25 protein-coding genes are annotated in these 21,817 nt (G+C 68.4%); 11 read left to right on the top strand and 14 right to left on the bottom strand.

The window, feature by feature from the left end:
• Positions 1–166: 166 nt before the first annotated feature.
• From ACFVKT_RS20210 to ACFVKT_RS20200, 3 genes are all read right to left on the bottom strand, one after another.
• Positions 167–1,243: a hypothetical protein gene (locus ACFVKT_RS20210; protein ID WP_385733330.1), complete on the bottom strand. Its 1,077-nt coding sequence runs from the start codon at positions 1,241–1,243 to the stop codon at positions 167–169.
• A gap of 200 nt (positions 1,244–1,443) precedes the next feature.
• Positions 1,444–1,644 carry a DUF397 domain-containing protein gene (locus ACFVKT_RS20205; RefSeq protein WP_385733328.1) on the bottom strand — a complete coding sequence of 67 codons (201 nt, stop codon included), beginning with the start codon at positions 1,642–1,644 and terminating at the stop codon, positions 1,444–1,446.
• A gap of 8 nt (positions 1,645–1,652) precedes the next feature.
• Positions 1,653–2,504: a helix-turn-helix domain-containing protein gene (locus ACFVKT_RS20200; RefSeq protein WP_385733326.1), complete on the bottom strand. Its 852-nt coding sequence runs from the start codon at positions 2,502–2,504 to the stop codon at positions 1,653–1,655.
• A gap of 236 nt (positions 2,505–2,740) precedes the next feature.
• Between ACFVKT_RS20200 and ACFVKT_RS20195 the strand changes: the two genes are divergently transcribed.
• Positions 2,741–3,151, top strand: coding sequence for an ATP-binding protein (locus ACFVKT_RS20195; protein WP_385733324.1), 411 nt, complete (start codon positions 2,741–2,743; stop codon positions 3,149–3,151).
• Between the two features lie 49 nt (positions 3,152–3,200).
• Positions 3,201–3,734: a hypothetical protein gene (locus ACFVKT_RS20190; protein ID WP_385733322.1), complete on the top strand. Its 534-nt coding sequence runs from the start codon at positions 3,201–3,203 to the stop codon at positions 3,732–3,734.
• Between the two features lie 47 nt (positions 3,735–3,781).
• On the opposite strand, the gene ACFVKT_RS20185 is transcribed toward ACFVKT_RS20190, so the two are convergent.
• Together ACFVKT_RS20185 and ACFVKT_RS20180 are read right to left on the bottom strand one after the other, a co-directional pair.
• Positions 3,782–4,144 (bottom strand): hypothetical protein, encoded by a 363-nt coding sequence (locus tag ACFVKT_RS20185; RefSeq protein ID WP_385733321.1) that lies wholly within the window; start codon positions 4,142–4,144, stop codon positions 3,782–3,784.
• Between the two features lie 53 nt (positions 4,145–4,197).
• On the bottom strand, positions 4,198–5,898 hold the full coding sequence (locus ACFVKT_RS20180) for a sodium:solute symporter family protein (RefSeq protein ID WP_385733319.1): 1,701 nt from the start codon (positions 5,896–5,898) through the stop codon (positions 4,198–4,200).
• A 224-nt stretch (positions 5,899–6,122) separates the two neighbouring features.
• Between ACFVKT_RS20180 and galT the strand changes: the two genes are divergently transcribed.
• From galT to galK, 3 genes are read left to right on the top strand one after another with little or no spacing between them, the layout of a single operon-like run.
• The gene (galT, locus tag ACFVKT_RS20175; RefSeq protein ID WP_385734190.1) at positions 6,123–7,187 is read left to right on the top strand and encodes a galactose-1-phosphate uridylyltransferase; all 1,065 of its coding nucleotides are present in this window, start codon (positions 6,123–6,125) and stop codon (positions 7,185–7,187) included.
• A complete protein-coding gene (gene galE / locus ACFVKT_RS20170; RefSeq protein ID WP_385733317.1) occupies positions 7,184–8,152 on the top strand; it encodes a UDP-glucose 4-epimerase GalE in 969 nt (322 codons plus the stop codon). Before galT ends, galE begins: the two co-directional genes overlap by 4 nt.
• The gene (galK, locus tag ACFVKT_RS20165; protein ID WP_385733315.1) at positions 8,153–9,316 is read left to right on the top strand and encodes a galactokinase; all 1,164 of its coding nucleotides are present in this window, start codon (positions 8,153–8,155) and stop codon (positions 9,314–9,316) included.
• A gap of 215 nt (positions 9,317–9,531) precedes the next feature.
• On the opposite strand, the gene ACFVKT_RS20160 is transcribed toward galK, so the two are convergent.
• Positions 9,532–9,987 carry a GNAT family N-acetyltransferase gene (locus tag ACFVKT_RS20160; RefSeq protein ID WP_385733313.1) on the bottom strand — a complete coding sequence of 152 codons (456 nt, stop codon included), beginning with the start codon at positions 9,985–9,987 and terminating at the stop codon, positions 9,532–9,534.
• A gap of 256 nt (positions 9,988–10,243) precedes the next feature.
• On the opposite strand from ACFVKT_RS20160, the gene ACFVKT_RS20155 reads away from it, so the two are divergent.
• Complete coding sequence (locus ACFVKT_RS20155; protein WP_385733311.1) at positions 10,244–11,011, top strand: LuxR C-terminal-related transcriptional regulator; 768 nt, start codon at positions 10,244–10,246, stop codon at positions 11,009–11,011.
• Here ACFVKT_RS20155 and ACFVKT_RS20150 read toward each other — a convergent pair.
• On the bottom strand, positions 10,970–11,467 hold the full coding sequence (locus tag ACFVKT_RS20150) for a MarR family winged helix-turn-helix transcriptional regulator (RefSeq protein WP_385733309.1): 498 nt from the start codon (positions 11,465–11,467) through the stop codon (positions 10,970–10,972). The two genes, ACFVKT_RS20155 and ACFVKT_RS20150, sit on opposite strands and share 42 nt — an antisense overlap.
• Positions 11,468–11,585: 118 nt before the next feature.
• Here ACFVKT_RS20150 and ACFVKT_RS20145 point away from each other — a divergent pair, with 118 nt between their 5' ends.
• Both ACFVKT_RS20145 and ACFVKT_RS20140 read left to right on the top strand, forming a co-directional pair.
• A complete protein-coding gene (locus ACFVKT_RS20145; protein ID WP_385733307.1) occupies positions 11,586–12,398 on the top strand; it encodes a trans-aconitate 2-methyltransferase in 813 nt (270 codons plus the stop codon).
• Complete coding sequence (locus ACFVKT_RS20140) at positions 12,398–12,781, top strand: VOC family protein (protein ID WP_385733305.1); 384 nt, start codon at positions 12,398–12,400, stop codon at positions 12,779–12,781. The genes ACFVKT_RS20145 and ACFVKT_RS20140 overlap by 1 nt, the downstream gene beginning before the upstream one ends.
• Here ACFVKT_RS20140 and ACFVKT_RS20135 read toward each other — a convergent pair.
• The 4 genes from ACFVKT_RS20135 to ACFVKT_RS20120 form a co-directional block, all read right to left on the bottom strand.
• A complete protein-coding gene (locus ACFVKT_RS20135) occupies positions 12,756–13,004 on the bottom strand; it encodes a type II toxin-antitoxin system RelE/ParE family toxin (protein WP_385733303.1) in 249 nt (82 codons plus the stop codon). The two genes, ACFVKT_RS20140 and ACFVKT_RS20135, sit on opposite strands and share 26 nt — an antisense overlap.
• Positions 13,001–13,252, bottom strand: a complete 252-nt coding sequence (locus ACFVKT_RS20130; RefSeq protein ID WP_385733301.1) for a type II toxin-antitoxin system Phd/YefM family antitoxin — start codon at positions 13,250–13,252, stop codon at positions 13,001–13,003. Before ACFVKT_RS20130 ends, ACFVKT_RS20135 begins: the two co-directional genes overlap by 4 nt.
• An 82-nt stretch (positions 13,253–13,334) precedes the next feature.
• Positions 13,335–14,015, bottom strand: a complete 681-nt coding sequence (locus tag ACFVKT_RS20125) for a TetR family transcriptional regulator (protein WP_384385965.1) — start codon at positions 14,013–14,015, stop codon at positions 13,335–13,337.
• Positions 14,012–15,025 (bottom strand): acyl-CoA desaturase, encoded by a 1,014-nt coding sequence (locus tag ACFVKT_RS20120; RefSeq protein WP_385733299.1) that lies wholly within the window; start codon positions 15,023–15,025, stop codon positions 14,012–14,014. Before ACFVKT_RS20120 ends, ACFVKT_RS20125 begins: the two co-directional genes overlap by 4 nt.
• A gap of 425 nt (positions 15,026–15,450) precedes the next feature.
• Between ACFVKT_RS20120 and ppc the strand changes: the two genes are divergently transcribed.
• The 3 genes from ppc to ACFVKT_RS20105 all read left to right on the top strand — a co-directional run bounded on the left by ppc (position 15,451) and on the right by ACFVKT_RS20105 (position 19,675).
• A complete protein-coding gene (gene ppc / locus ACFVKT_RS20115) occupies positions 15,451–18,195 on the top strand; it encodes a phosphoenolpyruvate carboxylase (RefSeq protein ID WP_385733297.1) in 2,745 nt (914 codons plus the stop codon).
• 159 nt (positions 18,196–18,354) lie between these two features.
• Positions 18,355–19,455, top strand: a complete 1,101-nt coding sequence (locus tag ACFVKT_RS20110) for a transposase (RefSeq protein ID WP_385733295.1) — start codon at positions 18,355–18,357, stop codon at positions 19,453–19,455.
• Positions 19,358–19,675 carry a zinc ribbon domain-containing protein gene (locus tag ACFVKT_RS20105; RefSeq protein ID WP_385734188.1) on the top strand — a complete coding sequence of 106 codons (318 nt, stop codon included), beginning with the start codon at positions 19,358–19,360 and terminating at the stop codon, positions 19,673–19,675. Before ACFVKT_RS20110 ends, ACFVKT_RS20105 begins: the two co-directional genes overlap by 98 nt.
• A gap of 102 nt (positions 19,676–19,777) precedes the next feature.
• Here the strand turns inward: ACFVKT_RS20105 and ACFVKT_RS20100 are convergent, their stop codons facing one another.
• The 3 genes from ACFVKT_RS20100 to ACFVKT_RS20090 all read right to left on the bottom strand — a co-directional run bounded on the left by ACFVKT_RS20100 (position 19,778) and on the right by ACFVKT_RS20090 (position 21,709).
• Positions 19,778–20,302: a hypothetical protein gene (locus tag ACFVKT_RS20100; protein WP_385733294.1), complete on the bottom strand. Its 525-nt coding sequence runs from the start codon at positions 20,300–20,302 to the stop codon at positions 19,778–19,780.
• A gap of 83 nt (positions 20,303–20,385) precedes the next feature.
• Entirely contained in the window at positions 20,386–21,006 is a 621-nt protein-coding gene (gene pth / locus ACFVKT_RS20095) for an aminoacyl-tRNA hydrolase (protein WP_385733292.1), read from the bottom strand.
• 121 nt (positions 21,007–21,127) lie between these two features.
• Positions 21,128–21,709 carry a 50S ribosomal protein L25/general stress protein Ctc gene (locus tag ACFVKT_RS20090; protein WP_385733290.1) on the bottom strand — a complete coding sequence of 194 codons (582 nt, stop codon included), beginning with the start codon at positions 21,707–21,709 and terminating at the stop codon, positions 21,128–21,130.
• Between the last annotated feature and the right edge of the window lie 108 nt (positions 21,710–21,817).

Genomic DNA, 21,817 nt, shown 5'->3' with positions numbered 1-21,817 from the left:
GGAAGCGATCCCAGATCTGAGAGGCGTCCGCATGGTCCGGGACGAACGTCAGCCGGTCTGACGCCGTCTGCCGGACGTCATGCGTGGACGAGGTGCGCCAGGGGGACGGCGATCGTGGGAGGGCGTCGAAGGTCCTGTTGCATCTGGGCGACTGATGTTCTGTCCGTCAGGATCGTGTGGCCGTTCCGCACTCCGCTTCGCCGGCTTCTTGCAGGCGCGCGTCCATCGATTTGCTCCGGTCGTAGGGGTCCACCTCGGGGCCGCTCCCTGAACCCTCTGTCGCACGGTCGGCGGTGAACTCCGGGATGAAGTAGCCCGTGAAGTTGTCGCAGCCGCCGTTCGTGGTGTCCATCTTGTAGGAGACGAGCGAGAACGTCCCCTGCTCGGTGATCACCTTCTCCGGGTCGTCCCAGCTCATCACCGTCTCGCGGCGCACGATGGTGCGCGCGACTTCGTCGCTGTCCGTCGCGACGCGGACGAGCGGGTAGACGTAGGTGACATCGCTGGTGACCTCAACCGCGCCACGTTCGCCCTCGCGGAACGTGATCGATCCTTGTGTCTTGACCACGTCCCCCACGAGCCGCACCTTCGTCTGCGCGAAGCGGCTGAACAACAACAGAGGGTCATTCTCCTGGCTGGGCTCGCTGAACGCGGTCGACAAGTAGTCCTGCACATCGCGCTGGTGTGGATTGATCAGCGCGATCGCCTTCTCCGGCCGCTCTCCTTGCAGCACATCAGGATCCAGACTGGCCGCGGCAAGGAACTCCAGGCTCTGATCGAGTGCCTGCGCAACCTGTCTCTCGGTCATCCAACCGGTCGCCCGCGCCGCGGGCACGCGGATCCCGGCCGTCCCGTCGTCCCACCCCGTCGCCGGCGATCCCCTGAACGGCTCCTCGGGAGTGGGCAGTTGGGGCGCCAGCTCCGCGGCGGGCGACGCACTTCCGCGGCCTCCGTCTCCGTCTTCGTCCCCGAACCATCCAACGACCCGCCCCGGATCCAGCGCCACGACCAACAACCCGACCGCAAGCAGGAGTCCGACCACATACCACGCCTTGCCCCGTCTGCGCCTAGGCGGTTGGTAAGTCCGCCATCCTTCAGGACGTCCGGCCTCTTCCTGCAGACGCCGTCCGACCATCCGGGCTCGCGCCGACGGCTCCGCAGGCGCGCCTTGCGTGCCGGCCTCGGCCTCCCGCAGGAAGCGCTCCCACTCCTCGTCCGGTATGGACGCCCCATTTTTGCCCATGACGTTCTCCCACCCCTTGCGTGCGGCCGCGGCTTCCCCAAGAACCGTTCGCCATCCTCATATCATCACGTAGCCGACCTGGGCGAACACAGGTCCACCTTCCTGATGGTTGACGACCAGGCACAGGTGTCTCCGCGCCATCACTCTCAGGGCTGATGTGTTCTCAGACGGCGAGACGCAGCGGCCGCGGAGCTGTCTCACTATCTGGCCTTGGCGAGGGTGCCGGACTTTATGCCGTGGAGGAGCTGGCCGAGCGGTACGGGGGTGGTGGTGAGGTGGGTGGTGGGGGTGTCGCTTTCGCGGAGGTGGATGGTGTTGGGGGTGGTGGCGAGTTCGACGCAGTTGTTGCCGTCGCCGCTTCCTGAGAAGGACGACTTCTGCCAGTAGGCGGGGGTGGTCATGGCAGGCCTCACAGTTCCTTCGTCAGTCGGTGGATGAAGTCACGTGAACGCGCGGGTTCGAGTGACACAGCCTCCACCATACGGAAGAGCGTTCGAAAGGCGCCGAGTTGGGCTTCGGAGTCGATGAAACCCGTGCCGTGGGGTGCATCGCGTACTGCTGTGTCCAGCTTGGGCACTGCGCCGCCCGCGTACATCATCGCGTTCGAGGCTCCGGCGAAGCCGTCCAGGTCGAAGGGGATGACGCGCACGGTGATGTGGTCCGCCTCGGAGAGTTCCAGGATGCGGCCGAGCTGGGTGCGCGTGGTGGCACGGTCGCCGACCCGGATGCGCAGTGCCGCTTCGTGGATCAACACGTCGTACGGGGTGGGAGCGGGGCCCTTGATGACTACCTTGCGTTCCATCCGGTGACGGACTCGCAACTCAAGCTCGCTGTCCGGGAGTTCGGGGACTCTGTAAGAGAAGACGGCGCGGGCATATTCCTCCGTCTGGAAGAGGCCAGGGACGTGCAGAAACTCCACGTCGAGCCGGTACGTGCAGTGGTGCTCCAGTTCGGCGATGTCCAGAAATGGCGTGGGCAGCAGGCCTCGGTACTTTTCCCACCAGCCGCGTGTCCGGTCGGTCGCCATCTCCACCAGCGCCTCGATCAACTTCTCGTCCGCGCAGGAGTAATGAGCGGCAAGGCTGCGTACGCGCTCTTCGGTCACACCAGCGATCCCCGACTCCATCTGGCTCATCTGCGCAGAGTCGGACCCGACCAGTGCGGCGGCTTCACGCGCCTTGAGTCCTGCGACCTCCCGCAGCTTCCGCAGCTCAACGCCCAGACGTTCCTGGCGTGCCGTGGGCTGCCGTCTGCGCGGCATGGCTTCCTCCCCTGCCTCAACTGCTTTGAGGTTGCGACTCGTTCGAGGGGCAGATTATGGCAATGGCTTGCACGGTTCCAAATTTTACCCGTACTGTCAGTGACGCGACGCACACGCTGCGGAACCCGGGACCCCGGAAGCGCACCACCCCGTCATGCCGTGACGGCGGTGAAACTGCCACCGCCCGCTATCCGCAGTGACCCCTCAACCCCCCTCACTCAAACCGGAGTTCACGCATGCCAAAAACAACACACGAACCCTGGGAGTACGTACTCCACATCCCCCACGATCCCCGAGCGGTGACCGTCTGTCGCCGTACCGTCCGGCTGGTCCTCACGATGCACGGCCTGATCCGCCTCGCGGACGTCGCCGAGTTGCTGGCGGCGGAGCTGGTCTCCAATGCCGTACGGCATACGAAGGGCCCCGCGGCCCTGCGCCTGCACCACCGCAACGGAGTGCTTCGCATCGGCGCGTGGGACGCGAGCCCCGAACCGCCGCCGTTCGAGCTGACGGTGGTGGCCCCCGACGCGGAGGCGGGCCGCGGCCTCGCCCTCGTCCGGGCGTGCGCCGACAACTGGGGCTGGCATCCGCTGCGGCAGGGCGGCGACACGGGCAAGTACGTGTGGTGTGACCTCGCTGCCGCGTAGCTCGTTGATCAAGTCGCTCAAGAAGGAGTGCTGATGGTCAGCTCGTCGCATGAAGCGCCGCACCACTTCGGTCAGAAAGGTCCTCGCTCGTCGTCGGGCCGATGGTCCTCGGCCGGACAACGTGCCGGTGATCTCGGACGAGAAGGAGGCCACGCAGGACCCGTCGCTCGCCGTGCTCGCCGCAATTACGCATGGCAAGGGTCCGCGTGCCGCTGCGATACGGGGTCCACTCGCGGTGGCTCTGGAGACGATTGACCCGGCAAGCGCGGCTCTACTCGTAGAGCTCGTGAAGTCTGGCCTGGTGGATTCCCAGGCGAGGGAGATTTGGAGGGACCTGATGGCTCCGGTGAACTACTTCTTCAAGAACCCGGTCGCGGAGAAGGTGAGGGACGAAGGACGCATCGAGGATCGCATCGAGATGATCGTGAAGATCCTTGAGCTGCGCGGCCTTCAGGTCCCCGACTCCGTCCGGCTTCGGGTGCAGGCGTGCTCCGACCTCGACCAGCTCAAGGTCTGGTCGGAACGGGCCGTTCAAGTGGCCGACCCCGCCGACCTTTTCAGCCCCGACGCGCCGCCCTCATAGCCGTACGGGGCCGGAGTCCAAGTGAACTCCGGCCCCGCGTATCGGCGTTACTCCGACGGATGGCCCTTGTCGGTCTCGGCCAGGAGTTGTTGTACGTCCACCGGCGGGGCAACCGGCCGGAGCCAGAGCCAGGCCAGGAAGAACAGGCCGAGGGCGAGCATGCCCAGGCCGGTCCAGAGGTTGATGTTGATGCCCTCGGCCTTGTCGATGTCCGCGTCGGACGCGACGATGCCGGCGATCGTGACGATGACGCCGTAGACGACGAAGAGGCCGCCGATGATGCGGCGGATGTCGAAGAGGCGGGCCGCGGTCTCGGACTTGCGCTCCAGTTCGGTGATCTCCCGCTGGAGGTCCTCGCTGGAGTGGTCGGGGCGACTGGGGTGGTCGGGGTGTTGGGGGTTCTCGGTCATTGGGTCTCAGCCTCCGGCGGTCAGCTCGGTCATGGTTGGTCAGCCTCCGGGGGTCAGAAGGAGAAGGGGATGTAGCAGAGCGCGGCGAGGATCACGGCGCCCCAGCCCAGCAGGGCCGGCTTGCGGTACCAGGCGTCGTCGCCCTCGCCGGCAGGCTCGGTCATGCCGGGGGAGGTGGTGCCGTAGACCAGGCCCTGGAGCTCCGCCTTCGGCTTCGGGGCGGTGAAGAGGGTGACGGCGACCATGACCACCGCACCCGCCACGAAGCCCACGATCGCCGAGACGAAGTTCGCGCCCTGGTCGCTCGGGATGCTGATGACGCCTTCCTTGTAGATCCAGAAGTAGTTGACCATCGCGGCTGTCGTGCCTGCCAGCAGGCCCCAGAAGCCCGACTTCACGGACGCCCGCTTCCAGAACATGCCGATGATGAAGACCACGAACATCGGCACGTTGAAGAAGGAGAAGAGCGTCTGGAGGTAGCTCATGATGTTGGAGAAGGACGAGGCGATGAACGCCGTGCCGATGGAGGCCAGCACGCCCACCGCCGTGATCAGGCGGCCGAACCGCACGTAGTAGCCGTCCTCGCGGTCCTTCTCCACGTACCGCTGCCAGATGTCCGTCGTGAACACCGTGTTGAAGGACGAGATGTTGGCCGCCATGCCCGCCATGAAGGCGGCGAGCAGGCCCGTCACCGCGATGCCGAGGACACCGTTGGGGAGGAACGACTCCATCAGGTAGGGGATCGCGTCGTTGTACTGGAGGTCGGAACCGCTGGTGCCGATCTTCGGGACCAGGACGGCCGCGACGAGCCCCGGGATCATCACCAGGAAGACGATGAAGATCTTCGGGAACGCGGCGATGAGCGGGGTGCGTTGGGCCGCGCTCAGGTTCTTCGCGGACAGCGCGCGCTGCACCTCGGCGAAGTTCGTCGTCCAGTAGCCGAAGGACAGCACGAAGCCGAGGCCGAGGACGATGGTCAGCCAGTTGGCGCCCAGCGGGTTGTCACTGCCGATGCCCGTACCGCCCCAGGCGGTCGTGAAGTTGGTGCCGTGACTCGCGTCGAGCGAGTCCGTCAGGCCGCTCCAGCCGCCGACCTTGTGCAGGCCGATGACGACGATCGGGATCAGCGCGGCGAGGATGACGAAGAACTGCAGCACCTCGTTGTAGATCGCGGACGACAGACCGCCGAGGGTGATGTACGCGAGGACGAAGAGGCCGGCGACGACGATCGCCACCCACTGCGGCCAGCCGAGCAGCGCCTCCACGACGATCGCGAGGGCGTAGAGGTTCACGCCCGCGATCAGGACCGCGGCGAAGGCGAACAGGATCGAACTGAGCAGGTGAGCCCATTTGTCGAAGCGCAGGAGCAGGAACTCCGGCACCGAGCGGACCTTCGAGCCGTAGTAGAAGGGCATCATCACGAGGCCGAGGAAGACCATCGCCGGGATGGCGCCGATCCAGTACCAGTGGACGGTGTAGACGCCGTACTGCGCGCTGTTGGCGGCCATGCCCAGGATCTCGGTGGCGCCCAGGTTGGCCGAGATGAAGGCGAGGCCGGTGACCCAGGCGGGCAGTGAACGCCCGGAGAGGAAGAAGTCGAGACTCGTCTTCACCGAGCGCCGGGCTGCGAAGCCGATGCCCAGCACGACGACGAAGTAGATGCCGAGGATCGTGTAGTCGAGTGCGTTCGTGGGGAGCCGGAGCTCAGCGGCCAGGTTGATGCCCGGCGCAGCCAGTTGTGTGGGGGACTGCATAAGGACTCGCTTCGTTGCGTGAACTGATCCGGTCGTTGCGTGCGGTGATTGAACTGATCCAACGCGCGGTGGGTGAACTGATCCAAACGGAACTTACGCCTCCACCTACAAGAACTGAACACTCACCGTGGTGTCCTTTGTTTGATTGTGATGTTGACGGAGGTGGTGATTTGTGGTTCATTGTGTTTAGTTCTGTTTGGTGAGGGCGGATGGAGAGTTCCACGGTGAAGAAGACCTCGACCCGGCTGGCCGACGGTCGTGAGCTCATCTACTACGACTCGCGCGACGACACGGTGCGCGACGCGGTCGACAGGCGTCCGCTCGACCCGATCGTCACCACGTCGGAGGTACGCCGCGACCCGCTGCTCGGCGACTCGGTCGCGATCGCCTCGCAGCGCCAGGGCCGCACCTACCACCCGCCGGCGAACGAGTGTCCGCTCTGCCCCTCCCAGGGCGAACGGCTGAGCGAGATCCCGGACTCCTCGTACGACGTCGTCGTGTTCGAGAACCGTTTCCCCTCTCTGGCCGGTGACTCCGGCCGCTGTGAGGTCGTCTGCTTCACCTCCGACCACGACTCCTCCTTCGCCGATCTGACGGAGGAGCAGGCGGGCCTGGTGCTCGACGCGTGGACGGACCGGACGGCCGAGCTCTCCCACCTCCCCTCCGTCGAGCAGGTCTTCTGCTTCGAGAACCGCGGCGCCGAGATCGGTGTGACGCTGGGTCACCCGCACGGGCAGATCTACGCCTACCCGTTCACCACGCCGCGCACCGCGCTGATGCTGCGTTCACTGGCAACTCATAAGGAGGCGACGGGCGGTGAGAACCTCTTCGACACGATCGTCGCCCGCGAGGTGGCGGACGGCTCGCGGATCGTCCTGTCGACCGACCACTGGGTCGCCTTCGTGCCGTACGCGGCCCACTGGCCGTACGAGGTCCACCTGTACCCCCGCCGTCGCGTGCCGGACCTGCTCGGCCTCGACGAGGGCGCGCGCACAGAGTTTCCCCAGGTCTATCTGGAACTCTTGAGGCGCTTCGACCGGATCTTCGGCGAGGGTGAGCCGGCGACTCCGTACATCTCCGGCTGGCACCAGGCGCCCTTCGGCGCGCTCGATGAGTTCGAAGGCGTCAACCGCGACGACTTCGCGCTGCACCTGGAGCTTTTCACCATTCGCCGTACGTCCGGCAAGCTGAAGTTCCTCGCGGGATCCGAGTCCGGGATGAGCGTGTTCATCAACGACATCCAGCCGGAGTCCGCGGCTCAGCGACTGCGAGAGGTAGCGAGTTCATGAGTGGGAAGTACCTGGTCACGGGTGGCGCGGGCTATGTAGGAAGCGTGGTCGCCCAGCACCTGATCGAGGCCGGCCATGAGGTGACGGTCCTCGACAACCTCTCGACCGGCTTCCGCGAGGGCGTCCCCGCGGGGGCGGCCTTCATCGAGGGTGACATCCGAGACGCCGCCAAGTGGCTGGACTCCTCCTACGACGGCGTCCTCCACTTCGCCGCCTTCTCACAGGTCGGCGAGTCGGTCGTGAAGCCCGAGAAGTACTGGGACAACAACGTCGGCGGCACCATGGCGCTCCTCGGCGCCATGCGCGACGCGGGCGTCCGCAAGCTCGTCTTCTCCTCCACCGCGGCGACGTACGGCGAGCCGGAGGAGGTGCCGATCGTCGAGTCCGCGCCGACCAAGCCGACCAACCCCTACGGCGCCTCGAAGCTCGCCGTCGACCACATGATCACGGGCGAGGCGGCGGCGCACGGCCTGGGCGCGGTGTCCCTGCGGTACTTCAACGTGGCGGGCGCGTACGGCAGTCAGGGCGAGCGGCACGACCCCGAGTCGCACCTCATCCCGCTGGTGCTCCAGGTCGCACAGGGCCGCCGCGAGGCGATCTCCGTCTTCGGCGACGACTACCCGACGCCGGACGGCACCTGCGTCCGCGACTACATCCACGTCGCGGACCTGGCGGATGCGCACCTGCTGGCTCTTACTGCCGCCAAGCCCGGCGAACACCTGATCTGCAACCTGGGCAACGGCGAGGGCTTCTCCGTCCGCCAGGTCATCGAGACCGTCCGCCAGGTCACCGGGCACCCGATCCCCGAGGTCCTGGCCCCGCGCCGGGCCGGCGACCCGGCGGCGCTGGTCGCCTCGGCCGCGACCGCCCGCGAGCGGCTCGGCTGGAACCCGTCCCGCACGGATCTCGCGGGGATCGTCGCGGACGCCTGGGCGTTCGCGCAGCACATCACGAAGGAGCAGTAGGTGGGGGTTCGCGAGGTTCACGGGGTCCGCGAGGGTTTCGAGGCGCTGTACGGGGCTGCCCCCGAGGGCGTCTGGGCGGCTCCCGGCCGGGTCAACCTGATCGGCGAGTACACCGACTTCAACGAGGGTTTCGTGATGCCCCTCGCGCTGCCGCACACGGCGGTGGCAGCGGTGTCGCGCCGCACCGACGGTGTCCTGCGGCTCCACTCGGCGGACATCGAGGGTCCTCTCGTCGAGCTGCACCTCGACCGGCTTCAGCCGCTGACGAACACCAGCTGGGCCGCGTACCCGGCCGGTGTGGTGTGGGCGCTGCGCGAGGCGGGCCACACCTCGGTCACCGGCGCGGACGTGCACCTCGCGTCCACGGTCCCGACCGGCGCGGGCCTCTCCTCCTCGGCCGCGCTGGAGGTCGTGATCGCGCTCGCCCTCAACGACCTGTACGAACTGGGCCTCACCCGGCCCGAGCTGGCCAAGCTCTCCCAGCACGCCGAGAACGACTTCGTCGGCGTGCCGTGCGGAATCATGGACCAGACCGCGTCCGCGTGCTGCACGGACGGGCACGCCCTGCACCTCGACTGCCGGGACCTGGCCATCCGCCAGGTCCCCTTCGACCTCGCCTCCCAGGGGCTCTCACTCCTGGTCGTCGACACCCGCGTCAAGCACGCGCTCGGCGACGGGGAGTACGCGGAGCGGCGTGAAGGGTGCGAGGAGGGCGCGCGGTTGCTCGGTGTCCCGCATCTTCGGGATGTCGCGTACGAGGGGCTCGACGCGGCTCTCGCGCGCCTGTCCGACGAGCGCGTACGCCGGTACGTACGCCATGTCGTGTCCGACGACCACCGGGTCGAGCAGGTCATCGGCCTGCTGGACGCCGGTGACGTCCGGGCGATCGGGCCCGTCCTCACCGAGGGACACGCCTCCCTGCGGGACGATCTGCGGATCTCCTGCCCCGAGCTGGACCTCGTGGTCGCCACGGCCAACTCCGCGGGGGCGCTCGGCTCCCGTATGACGGGTGGTGGCTTCGGGGGGTCGGCGATCGTGCTCGTGGAGGCTGCTGACGTGGACACCGTCACCAAGGCGGTGGAGGAGGCGTTCGCGGCTGCGGGCTTTACGGCGCCTCGGGTGTTTCCGGCGGTGGCATCGGCGGGGGCGCGACGGGTGGGCTGAGGTGGGGTTTGTTCGCCCCCTCCGCCCCTGCCCATTCCCGTCCCTTGGGGGCTCCGCCCCCAAACCCCCGCTCCTCAAACGCCGGAGGGGCTGAACCCCCTCAGCCCGTCCGGCGTTTGAGGACGAGCGCGTTCAGCGCGACGCGGGGGTCTGGGGGCGGCAGCCCCCAGGAAGCAAGGGACGGGAAGGGGCGGAGGGGGCGAAAACCCTTCTGCTCAGCCGAGTCGCTTCGTCAGCGTGTACTCCGTAACCCCCGGCGGATAGTCCGGGATCACGCACACCACCTCGTAGCCCTGCTTCTTGTAGAAGCCGGGGGCCTGGAAGTCCCAGGTCTCCAGGCGGGCGGCCCCGCAGGCGCGGTCTTCGCGGGCGATGCGCTCGGCCTCGGCCAGGAGGCGGGAGCCGAGGCCCGTGCCGCGGTGGGGGTCGTCGACCCAGAGATAGGTCACGTGGAGCCAGGCGGCCCAGGTGTGGCCGACGAGCCCGCCCGCGAGGGCTCCCGCATCGTCCAACGCCCAGATATGGAGCGGAACTTCACGCTCACCCGGCGTTCCACGCAGGGCGCGGAGGACAGGAGACGCCGCCGTGTTGGCGTCCAGCAGCCGCCTGCGGAGCAGATCGCGGCGCTCTTTGTCGTCTCCTGTCTCCATACGAAACATAAGACTCACCATAAACGGGCTGGCCAATCAGTTCTGTGAATTGCCTTCCTCTCCAAGCCCCCGGCCTTACTCTGTGAACAGCGCCGGTGGGGGCCGGTGCTGATCAGGGGGCGAGACAGTCGGGTACGACGCCCGAAGTGGGGGTAGCAGTTACGCACGGCGGCGGCCGTGCGGCTGCGGCACCCCGCCTCCCGAGTCGCACATGCGGTCTCGGGATCATTTCGGGCGCCGTACCCGCACCGGTCGTCCCCCGACAGTGGGGGTTTCAGTGGTTCGCATCCGAGTACTGGTCGTCGACGACCACCGCATCTTCGCCGAGTCGCTCGCAGCCGCCCTCGCGGCCGAGCCCGACGTCGACGTGTCCGCCGCGGGCAGCGGTCCAGCCGCGCTGCGCTGCCTGGAACGGGCGGCGGCGGAAGGCCGCAGATTCGACGTACTGCTCGTCGACGCGGACCTGGGCGGCAACCTGCCCGGTATGCGTCCGGCGGTACCCGTCCAGGAGAGCAACGAGGACGGGCTCGTGGACGGCATCTCGCTCGTCGCGGGAGTCCGGTCCGGGCAGCCGGCCGTACGGACCGTCGTGCTCGCCGAGAAGGACGATCCGCGCCGGGCAGCGCTCGCGCTCCAGGCCGGCGCCTCGGGGTGGGTCGCCAAGGACTGCTCGCTGTCGCGACTGCTCACCGTCATACGAGGTGTGCTGCGCGACGAGACCCATCTCCCGCCCGCCCTGCTCACCGGGGTCCTGCGGGAACTCACCGCCGCCCGCAAGCACCGCACCGAAAGCGAACGGCTCGTCGAGTCGCTCACGCCGAGGGAGCGCGAAGTGCTGCGGTGCATGGTCGCCGGGCTGGGGCGCAAGGCCGTCGCCGAGCGGCTCTTCCTCTCCCCGCACACCGTCCGCACCCACATGCAGAACGTGCTGGGGAAGCTGGGCGTGCACTCCACCCTCGCCGCCGTCGCGCTCGCCCGCCGTGCGGGGGTCGGGCCCGTCGACCTAACCGGGGATGTTGTCGAACGGGGCGGTCAACTGGCGTAGCAGGCCCGCGAGTTCGCCTCGCTGCGCCCTGCTCAGTTCCGCCAGGATCGCGCGCTCCTGCTCCAGCAGGCCGGCCAGTGCCTGGTCGGCGCGGTCGCGGCCCTCGTCCGTCAGGCGTACCAGCACGCCCCGGCGGTCGGTCGGGTCGGGAAGCCGCTCCACCAGGCCCTTCTTCGTCAGCCGGTCGATGCGGTTCGTCATCGTGCCGGAGGTGACAAGGGTCTGGGTGAGCAGTTGGCCGGGGGAGAGCTGGTAGGGGTTTCCGGCGCGCCTGAGCGCGGTCAGTACGTCGAACTCCCAGGGCTCCAGGCTGTGCTCGGAGAACGCGAGCCTGCGGGCGCGGTCCAGGTGCCGGGCCAGTCTGCTCACCCGGCTGAGCACCTCGAGCGGTTCCACGTCGAGGTCAGGGCGCTCCCGGCGCCATGCTCCGACCAGCCGATCGACCTCGTCCTCCATGACGATCAGTGTAGTGGTTGTGTCGATGTGAAGTCTCTTGACGTCAAGATACTTGGGGTGTGAGGCTGGAGGCCTGCCCGAAGTGATCACTTCACCGCGACTTCGAGGAGGCCCACCCATGCCCGCTGCCACCGCCCCCACCTGGGACCCGAGCCAGTACCTCCGGCACGCGGACCACCGCGCCCGCCCCTTCGCCGATCTCCTCGCCCGCGTCCCCCAGCTGCCCCGCACCCCCGCCCGCATCGCCGACCTCGGCTGCGGACCCGGCAACGTCACGGCCCTGCTCGCCGAACGCTGGCCCGATGCTCACATCACCGGCTACGACAACTCCCCGGAGATGCTGGCCAAGGCCCAAGCGCTCGCGGGCCCCACCTCCGGCGGCGGGCGCCTCGACTTCGCCCCCGGTGACGCCCGGACCTGGACGCCCTCAGCCCCGTACGACCTGATCATCAGCAATGCCACCCTGCAGTGGGTCCCCGGGCACAGCGATTCCTTCCCCACCTGGGTGGCGGGCCTGGCGCCCGGCGGCACCTTCGCCTTCCAGGTGCCCGGCAACTTCGACGCCCCCAGCCACCGGCTGATGCGCGAACTCGCCCACTCCGCCCGCTGGAAGAACCGCCTGGCCGACGCCCTGCGCCACGACGACGCCGTGCACACCCCGGCCGCCTACCTCCAGCACCTCACCACCCTCGGCTGCACGGCCGACGTCTGGGAGACGACGTACCTCCACCTGCTGGAGGGCGAGGACCCGGTCCTGGACTGGGTGAAGGGGACAGGCCTGCGGCCGGTCCTCACCGAGCTGGGGGCGGCGGACTCGGAGGCCTTCGTCGCCGAGTACCGAGCCGCCCTCCGCGAGGCCTACCCGCCCACGCCCCACGGCACGGTCTTCCCGTTCCGCCGCATCTTCGCCGTGGCCAGGCGGGCCCACTGATGCTCACCGCCGTCGACCACGTCCAGCTCGCCGCGCCACCCGGCAGCGAGCCCCGCCTCCGTACGTACTATGCCGACGCCCTCGGCATGACCGAGATCCCCAAGCCGCCGGCGCTCGCGGCGCGCGGGGGCTGCTGGTTCCAGGCGGGGGCCGTGCAACTGCACCTCGGGGTGGAGATGGATTTCCGGCCCGCCCGGAAGGCGCACCCGGGGCTGCGGGTCCACGACATCGAGGCGTACGCCGCCCGCCTCGAAGCCCACCACGCACCCGTCACCTGGGACGACGGCCTCCCGGGCCACCGCCGCTTCTTCTCCGAGGATCCGGTGGGCAACCGGCTGGAGTTCCTGGAGCTGTCTGTCAGGGAGTCCGGCCCCGGTGGGTGACGAGGATGCGGATCAGTTCGTCGTCGATCAGGTAGAGGACTCGGTAGTCGGCGACGCGGAGGCGCCGGGCCTCCGGGCCGTAGACGGTGGAGTTGGCCGGGCGCGGTGCTTCGGCGAGCGACTCGACGGCTTCGTAGACGGCGGTGAGCCCGGTGGGGTCGTCCTTCAGGAAGCGTACGGCCGCGTTCGTGGCACTTGGTTCCCAGATGATGCGATAGGTCACGGACGCAGCCCCAGCATCCGCCCGACTTCCTCGTGCGGGATGCCTTCTTCGAGCGTTCCCTCCGCCTTGCGTCGCTGGTAGTCGGCGATTGCGAGGGCGTCTTCGAGATCCTCTATCACCTGAGGCGAGACCAGGAGGGCGGCCACATGCCCGTGGTCGGTGAGGGCGATGGTCTCGCGGCCATGGGCTGCGCGGCGGACCAGGTCGCCGAGCTGGGAGCGGGCTGCGCTGATCGCGATCTCAGTCATGACCACTGATTACACAAGGTGAACCTTGTGGGCTATTGATTCGGCCCTGATTCACGCTTTCCGGTGGCCTGTCGGTCGCGCCTCAGCTCTTGCGGTGGCCTATCAGGCGCGGCTTCGCCTCCAGGCCGTCCAGGCCGTGCCAGGCGAGGTTGACCAGGTGGGCCGCCACTTCCGCCTTCTTGGGGCGGCGGACGTCCAGCCACCACTGGCCGGTGAGGGCGACCATGCCGACGAGGGCCTGGGCGTACAGCGGGGCGAGTTTGGAGTCGAAGCCGCGGCTCTTGAACTCGCGGCCCAGGATGTCCTCGACCTGGGTGGCGATGTCCGAGATCAGGGAGGCGAAGGAGCCCGTGGACTGGGGGATCGGGGAGTCGCGGACCAGGATTCGGAAGCCGTCCGTGTACTCCTCGATGTAGTCGAGGAGCGCGAAGGCGGCCTGCTCGCACAGTTCGCGGGGGTGGCCCGCCGTGAGGGAACTCGTCACCATGTCGAGCAGGCGGCGCATCTCGCGGTCCACCACCACCGCGTACAGGCCCTCCTTGCCGCCGAAGTGCTCGTAGACCACCGGTTTGGAGACCCCGGCCTTCGCCGCGATCTCCTCCACCGACGTGCCTTCGAAACCCTTGGCCGCGAAGAGGGTGCGACCGATCTCCAGCAGCTGCTGACGACGCTCGGCGCCGGTCATGCGGGTGCGGCGAGCGCGCCGCGGTTTCTCATTACTGCTCGGGGTGCTGCTGGAGTCGGTCGCCACGCCGTCAATCATGCCGCGTCAGCGGTTTCCGTCTTGCGGCCGGAGTCCGACTCATCCGTATTCCGGCGGGAATCGATGCGCGAGCGTGACGGCCAGCGCACGTCATAGGCCCAGCCGAACTGCTCGCACCAGCGGATGATCCGGGCCGAGGAGTCGAGCTGGCCGCGCTCCACACCGTGCCGGGCCGAGGTCGGGTCGGCGTGGTGCAGGTTGTGCCAGGACTCGCCGCAGGACAGGACGGCCAGCCACCACACGTTGCCCGAACGGTCGCGCGACTTGAAGGGGCGCTTGCCCACCGCGTGGCAGATCGAGTTGATCGACCAGGTGACGTGGTGGAGAAGAGCCACCCGGACGAGTGAGCCCCAGAAGAAGCCGGTGAACGCACCCCACCACGACATCGTCACCAGACCGCCGATCAGCGCGGGCAGAGCGAGGGAGAGCAGCGTGTAGTAGATGAAGTGGCGCGAGATCGCACGGATCGCCGGGTCCCTGATCAGATCCGGTGCGTACTTGTCCTGCGGAGTCCGCTCCTCGTCGAACATCCAGGCGATGTGCGCCCACCACAGGCCCTTCATCAGCGCCGGCAGCGTCTCGCCGAAACGCCACGGCGAGTGGGGGTCGCCCTCGGCGTCGGAGAACTTGTGGTGCTTGCGGTGGTCGGCGACCCAGCGGACCACCGGTCCCTCGACCGCCATCGAACCGGCGACCGCCAACGCGATCCGCAGCGGGCGCTTCGCCTTGAAGGCGCCGTGGGTGAAGTAGCGGTGGTAGCCGATCGTGACGCCGTGGCAGCCCAGGTAGTAGAAGAAGACGAGCAGGCCGAGGTCGAGCCAGCTCACTCCTCCCCAGTTCCAGGCCAGCGGCACAGCGGCCACCAGTGCGAGGAACGGGACGACGATGAAGAGGAGAAGCGCGAACTGTTCGAGCGACCCCTTCTTCTCGCCGCCCAGCGTGGCGGGTGGAAGCGGGGAGTCGTTGTTCGCCTGCGGGGCGTCGTCGATCACATCGGAACTCGTGGTCATGGGTGTCCCCTGTGGGGTTCGAGGGTGGAGACGGTCGTCCGGGGTGAGGGAGAGAGCCGGATACCGGGGAGCGGTGGGCCGGACGTCCTGGGAACGGATCCCCGAAGCCTCCAGCCCTCCCGGTACCGGGATACGGGGCCCAGGGTCCTCCCTCTGTCTGACGGGATTCCCTACGCTTCCGTAACCTACGGCGTCGTAAGTATGGCAGCGCGTAGCTCGGCGGCAAGAGCCCGTGAGCCTGCGCGTCCGTGTGGACACCTATCCTTGGAGTCGGTCGGACAGCGCGGTCCGTCTTGATTAGTTCCCGGATGCCACGTTCCTAAGCGGCACCCGCCGCGCGGTCGCCACCCGGGTTCCCTCCCAGACGAGCTTCAGACGAGCTTTCACTCTTCAGATGAGCTTCAACACTGCAAGGAGCCGCACCTGTGAGCAGTGCCGACGACCAGACCACGACGACCAGCAGTGAGCTGCGCGCCGATATCCGCCGGTTGGGTGACCTGCTGGGGGAGACCCTGGTCCGCCAAGAGGGACCCGAGCTCCTCGAACTGGTGGAGAAGGTCCGCCGACTGACCCGCGAGGACGGCGAGGCCGCCGCCGAACTGCTGCGCGGCACCGAACTGGAGACCGCGGCCAAGCTGGTCCGCGCCTTCTCCACCTACTTCCACCTCGCCAACGTCACCGAGCAGGTGCACCGCGGCCGCGAACTGCGCGCCAAGCGCGCCGCCGAGGGCGGCCTCCTCGCCCGCACGGCCGACCGCCTCAAGGACGCCGACCCCGACCACCTGCGCGAGACGGTCAAGAACCTGAACGTCCGCCCGGTGTTCACGGCCCACCCCACCGAGGCCGCGCGCCGCTCCGTCCTCAACAAGCTGCGCCGCATCGCCGCCCTCCTGGAGACCCCGGTCATCGAGGCCGACCGCCGTCGCTACGACACCCGCCTCGCCGAGAACATCGACCTGGTGTGGCAGACCGACGAGCTGCGCGTCGTACGCCCCGAGCCCGCCGACGAGGCCCGCAACGCCATCTACTACCTCGACGAACTGCACGCCGGCGCCGTGGGTGACGTACTCGAAGACCTCACCGCCGAGCTGGAGCGGGTCGGCGTGACCCTGCCGGACGAGACCCGGCCGCTCACCTTCGGCACCTGGATCGGCGGCGACCGGGACGGCAACCCGAACGTCACACCGGACGTCACCTGGGACGTCCTGATCCTCCAGCACGAGCACGGCATCAACGACGCCCTCGTGCTGATCGACGAACTCCGCGGCTTCCTCTCCAACTCGATCAGGTACACGGGCGCCACCGAAGAGCTGCTCGCCTCCCTCCAGACCGACCTGGAGCGGCTCCCCGAGATCAGCCCCCGCTACAAGCGGCTGAACTCTGAGGAGCCCTACCGGCTCAAGGCCACCTGCATCCGGCAGAAGCTGGAGAACACCAAGAAGCGGCTGGCCACCGGGACCCCCCACGTGGACGGACGCGACTACCTCGGCACCGCCGAGCTCCTCCACGACCTCACCCAGATCCAGAGTTCACTGCGCGAGCACCGCGGCGCGCTGTTCGCCGACGGCCGGATGAACCGCACCATCCGCACGCTCGCCGCCTTCGGCCTCCAGCTCGCCACCATGGACGTACGCGAACACGCGGACGCCCACCACCACGCCCTCGGCCAGCTCTTCGACCGCCTCGGCGAGGAATCTTGGCGCTACGCCGACATGCCCCGCGACTACCGCACCAAGCTCCTCGCCAAGGAGCTCAGGTCCCGGCGCCCGCTGGCCCCGACTCCGGCTCCGCTGGACGCGGCAGGTGAGAAGACCCTGGGCGTGTTCCAGACGATCAAGCGGGCGCTGAAGATCTTCGGACCCGAGGTCATCGAGTCGTACATCATCTCGATGTGCCAGGGCGCCGACGACGTGTTCGCGGCGGCCGTCCTCGCGCGTGAGGCCGGGCTCCTCGACCTGCACGGCAACTGGGCGAAGATCGGCATCGTGCCGCTCCTGGAGACGACGGACGAGCTCAAGGCCGCCGACACCATCCTCGAGGACATGCTCTCCGACCCCTCCTACCGGCGCCTCGTCGCGCTGCGCGGAGACGTCCAGGAGGTCATGCTCGGCTACTCCGACTCCTCCAAGTTCGGCGGCATCACCACCAGCCAGTGGGAGATCCACCGCGCTCAGCGCCGCCTGCGTGACGTGGCCCACCGGTACGGGGTACGGCTCAGGCTGTTCCACGGCCGCGGCGGCACCGTCGGCCGAGGCGGAGGCCCCTCGCACGACGCGATCCTCGCGCAGCCCTGGGGCACCCTGGAGGGCGAGATTAAGGTGACCGAACAGGGCGAGGTCATCTCCGACAAGTACCTGGTCCCCTCACTGGCCCGCGAGAACCTGGAACTGACCGTCGCGGCCACCCTCCAGGCATCCGCCCTGCACACCTCCCCCCGCCAGTCCGACGAGGCACTCGCCCGCTGGGACGCGGCGATGGACGTCGTCTCCGACGCGGCACACACCGCGTACCGCAAGCTCGTCGAGGACCCGGACCTGCCGACGTACTTCCTCGCCTCCACGCCCGTCGACCAGCTCGCCGACCTGCACCTGGGCTCGCGGCCCTCCCGCCGCCCCGGCTCGGGCGTCTCGCTCGACGGCCTGCGCGCCATCCCGTGGGTCTTCGGCTGGACCCAGTCACGGCAGATCGTGCCGGGCTGGTTCGGAGTCGGCTCGGGCCTGAAGGCACTGCGCGAGGCAGGCCTGCGGCAAGAGGGGGACAGCGTGCTCGACGAGATGCACGAGCAGTGGCACTTCTTCCGCAACTTCCTCTCCAACGTGGAGATGACCCTCGCGAAGACCGACCTGCGGATCGCCTCGCACTACGTCGACACCCTGGTGCCCGACGAACTCAAGCACGTCTTCGACACCATCCGGGCCGAGCACGAGCTCACAGTCCGCGAGGTCCTGCGGATCACGGGCGGCGAAAAGCTGCTGGACACCAACCCGGTCCTCCAGCAGACCTTCTCCATCCGCGACGCCTACCTGGACCCGATCTCCTACCTCCAGGTCGCCCTGCTCAAGCGCCAGCGCGACGAGGCGGCGGCCGGCTCCACAACGGATCCGCTGCTCTCGCGAGCGCTGCTCCTGACGGTCAACGGGGTCGCGGCGGGGCTGCGCAACACCGGCTGATCGCTGTTCATACGACGGTGCCTCCGTGTTCGTACGAACACGGAGGCACCTCTATGACTTCACCCGATTCTTGCGAGGATGCCCCGGCGTTTACGCCCGGGAGGAATCGCATCCCCGGCCTGTGACGCGGAGCGTCACCGCGTTGAGGTGGGGTACGGAGTGTCCGCATCGCTGTCCGGCGGGGCCGGGAGATATGCGCACGTGTGTGCGGGGTGGTCGCGTGGGTGGGTGAATGCGTGCGAAGTTCGCCCGGGTGTGCGGGGCCGCTGTCTAGGTTCGGGTGTTGTGAAGTTGGTGGTGCAGGTGAAGTTGTTGCCGTCGCCGGAGCAGGTGGCGGCGCTGGAGGCGACCTTGCGTGCCTGCAACCGGGCCGCCGATCACGTCTCCCGGATTGCCTTCGAGACGGGTGTGAGGGACCGCAACGGGCTGCAGAAGCTGGTGTACGCGGACGTCAAGGCGGCGTTCGGGCTGTCGGCGCAGCCTGCGGTGCGGGTGGTGAAGAAGGTCGTGGACGCCTATAGCGCGCTCGCGGCGAGTCTGAAAGCCAGCCGGCTGGGCAGCCCGGCATCGAAGCGGTACCGCAGAGGCACCGGCTCGCCGGTCGTCTTCCGGCCTGAGGCGGCCCAGCCGTTCGATGACCGGTGTCTGTCCTGGCAGACGGATGCGCGCACGGTGTCGATCTGGACGGTGGACGGGCGGATGCGTGGCATCGGCTACACCGGATCGCCGGACCAGCTCAAAACACTGGCCGAATACCGCAAGGGCGAGTCCGACCTGGTCCAGCGAGGCGGCAAGTGGTTCCTGACCGCCACCTGCGACCTTCCCGACCCGGAGGTGTACGAGCCGGTCGACTGGATCGGGGTCGACCGCGGCATCGTCAACCTCGCCACCACCTCCGACGGCACCAACTACCAGGGCCGAGGCCTGAACCGGTACCGGCGCTGGCAGGCCCGCAAACGCGCCGAACTCCAGGCCAGACAGACCCGGTCGGCCACCCGTCGCCTGGCCCGCCGTGCGAAGAAGGAACAGCGTCATGCCGCCCATGTGAACCACGGGATTTCAAAGGAGATCGTGTCCGTCGCGATGGGGGCACCTCCCGCGCGAGCGAAGCCGAGCGTGGGGGAGCACCGGTTGCGGGATCGCCGTCGAGCAGCTCGACGGGATCCGGGACCGGGTACGGCTTCGCCGCGACCAGCGGGGCACGCTCTCCTCGTGGCCGTTCCGCCAGCTCGGACAGCACCTTGCCTACAAGGCCCGTAGGGCCGGGGTGCCGTTCCTGGAGGTGGATCCGGCGTACACCTCGCAGCGCTGCCCGCGCTGTGGGCACACCGAGAGGGCCAACCGGCCTGCTCGGGACCGTTTCTGTTGTCGTTGGTGCGGCCTTGCTGGGCCTGCCGACCACGTCGCCGGGGTCAACGTGCGCGATCGTGCACGCTCGGCGTGGGTGTTTGTCACCGCACCCGTCCCCGCACCGGCCTGAATAGGCCGGATCGTGGGGAGATGCGACCCGTGACCGTCCTGTCGTAGGGGGCAGTCGGGAGCGCGACAAGGTGTGAACGGCCGAGTGCACAAGCTCGGCCGTTCACGGCCGAGGAGGTGACAAGGCCAGGAACGTCACCGTCAGCTGCACGAACCCCACTGCCGCCAGCGCCCACGCCACCCGCGTGAGCCGCAGGCCGCCCGCCACCACCACCGAGGCGAGCAGCAGCGCGCCGCCGAAGGGAACCCACGAGTAGAGGAGCCCGGCGGGACCGGAGCGCACCACATCACTGCTGCCCGGCTTCACGGTGACCGCGTAGACCTCGCCCTTCTTCACCGCCACCGACTCCTCGATGGAGACGCGGTCCCGCGCCTCCGACCCCGTCGACGTGGGCGTGTACGGCCCCGTGCAGGTGTCGCCCGAACACGCAGTGACGGTCATCGTCCCCTGCTCCCGGCCCCGGCTCAGCATCACGTGCTGAGCCGTGCCCCAGGAACCCCAGACACCCGCGATCAGGATCAGCACCGCGACCGAACCCATCGTCGCGCGCTGCCCGAACCGCAGCGCCGCGTAGGCGTTCCGGCGGGAGCTCTGACCTGACGTGGCGGCGGGCATGGCGGGGATCATTGGCCATGGCCGTGCGCTTGGTCAACTCAGGTCAGGGACAAGTCCTGAGTTGTACGTACCTTTCGGCGCCCTGGGCAATTCCCTCAGGAGTTGTAGGAGCTCTGCGCCCGCTCCAGGCCCTCGATGACCAGACACTCCACGGAATCCGCCGCACGGTCCACGAGGTAGTCGAGCTCCTTGCGCTCCGCCGACCCGAAGTCCTTCAGGACGAAATCCGCGACCTGCATACGCCCCGGAGGGCGCCCGATACCGAACCGCACCCGGTGGTAGTCCGGACCCATCGCCTTCGTCATCGACTTCAGCCCGTTGTGACCGTTGTCCCCGCCACCGAGCTTGAGACGCAGGACGCCGTAGTCGATGTCCAGCTCGTCGTGGATCGCGACGACGTGCGCGAGCGGCACCTTGTAGAAATCGCGCAGCGCGTTCACCGGACCGCCGGACAGATTCATGTACGACATCGGCTTGGCCAGAATCACCCGGCGGTTGGCCGGTCCCGGCGGACCGATACGCCCCTCGATCACCTGCGCCTGTGCCTTGCCGGCCCGCTTGAACTTGCCGCCGATCCGCCCCGCCAGCAGATCGGCCACCATGAAGCCCACGTTGTGCCGGTTCATGGCGTACTCGGGCCCTGGGTTGCCGAGCCCCACGATCAGCCAGGGGGCGGCTGCGTCGTCGGTCGTCGTCGTCACGTCCGTGTCTCCCATGTGTCCTTGACGGGCGGCGCTCTGTCCTTGATACGCGCCGTGTCCCGCATGGCCTTGATACACGTCGGCCGCCGCTCCCCGGGGAGCGGCGGCCGGCAAAAAACTATGACCCGGTGAGGGATCAGGCCTCGGTGGTCTCGGCCTCGTCCGCGGCGGCCTCTTCCGCCTGGGCGGCCAGGACCTGGAGGACGACCGCGTCCTCGTCGATCACCAGCGTGGTGCCCTCGGGAAGCGGGATGTCCTTGGCGAGGATGGCCGCGCCGGCCTCAAGACCCGCGATGGAGACGGTGACCGACTCGGGGATGTGGGTGGCCTCGGCCTCGACCGTCAGCGTGCTCAGCACGTGCTCGAGCAGGTAGGCACCCGGGGCCAGCTCGCCCTCGGTGTGGACGTAGACCTCGACGGTGACCTTCTCGCCGCTCTTCACGGTGAGCAGGTCGACGTGCACGAGGGAGCCCTTGATCGCGTCGCGCTGGACGGCCTTCGGGATCGCCAGCTCGGTCTTGCCCTCGATGTCCAGGGTGAGCAGGACGTTCGCGGTACGCAGGGCGAGCTGAAGCTCGTGGCCCGGCAGCGTGACGTGGACGGGCTCAGCACCGTGACCGTAGACAACGGCCGGAACCTTGTTGTCGCGGCGGATGCGGCGGGCGGCGCCCTTGCCGAACTCGGTGCGGGTCTCGGCGGCGAGCTTGACGTCGGACATGTCACTCCTCGTAGAACAGTTGGGGAAAAGGGTCACCCGGCCAAAACATCGGCCTGCTACGAAGAGCGCGTCGATAACGGACCGCCGTACCCGCCTCGTAAAGCGGTA

This window comes from Streptomyces sp. NPDC127595, assembly GCF_042671685.1.
Taxonomy (GTDB): domain Bacteria; phylum Actinomycetota; class Actinomycetes; order Streptomycetales; family Streptomycetaceae; genus Streptomyces.
The sequence above is the reverse complement of the archived record's forward strand: the minus strand, read 5'-3'. Positions and strand labels throughout refer to the sequence as shown.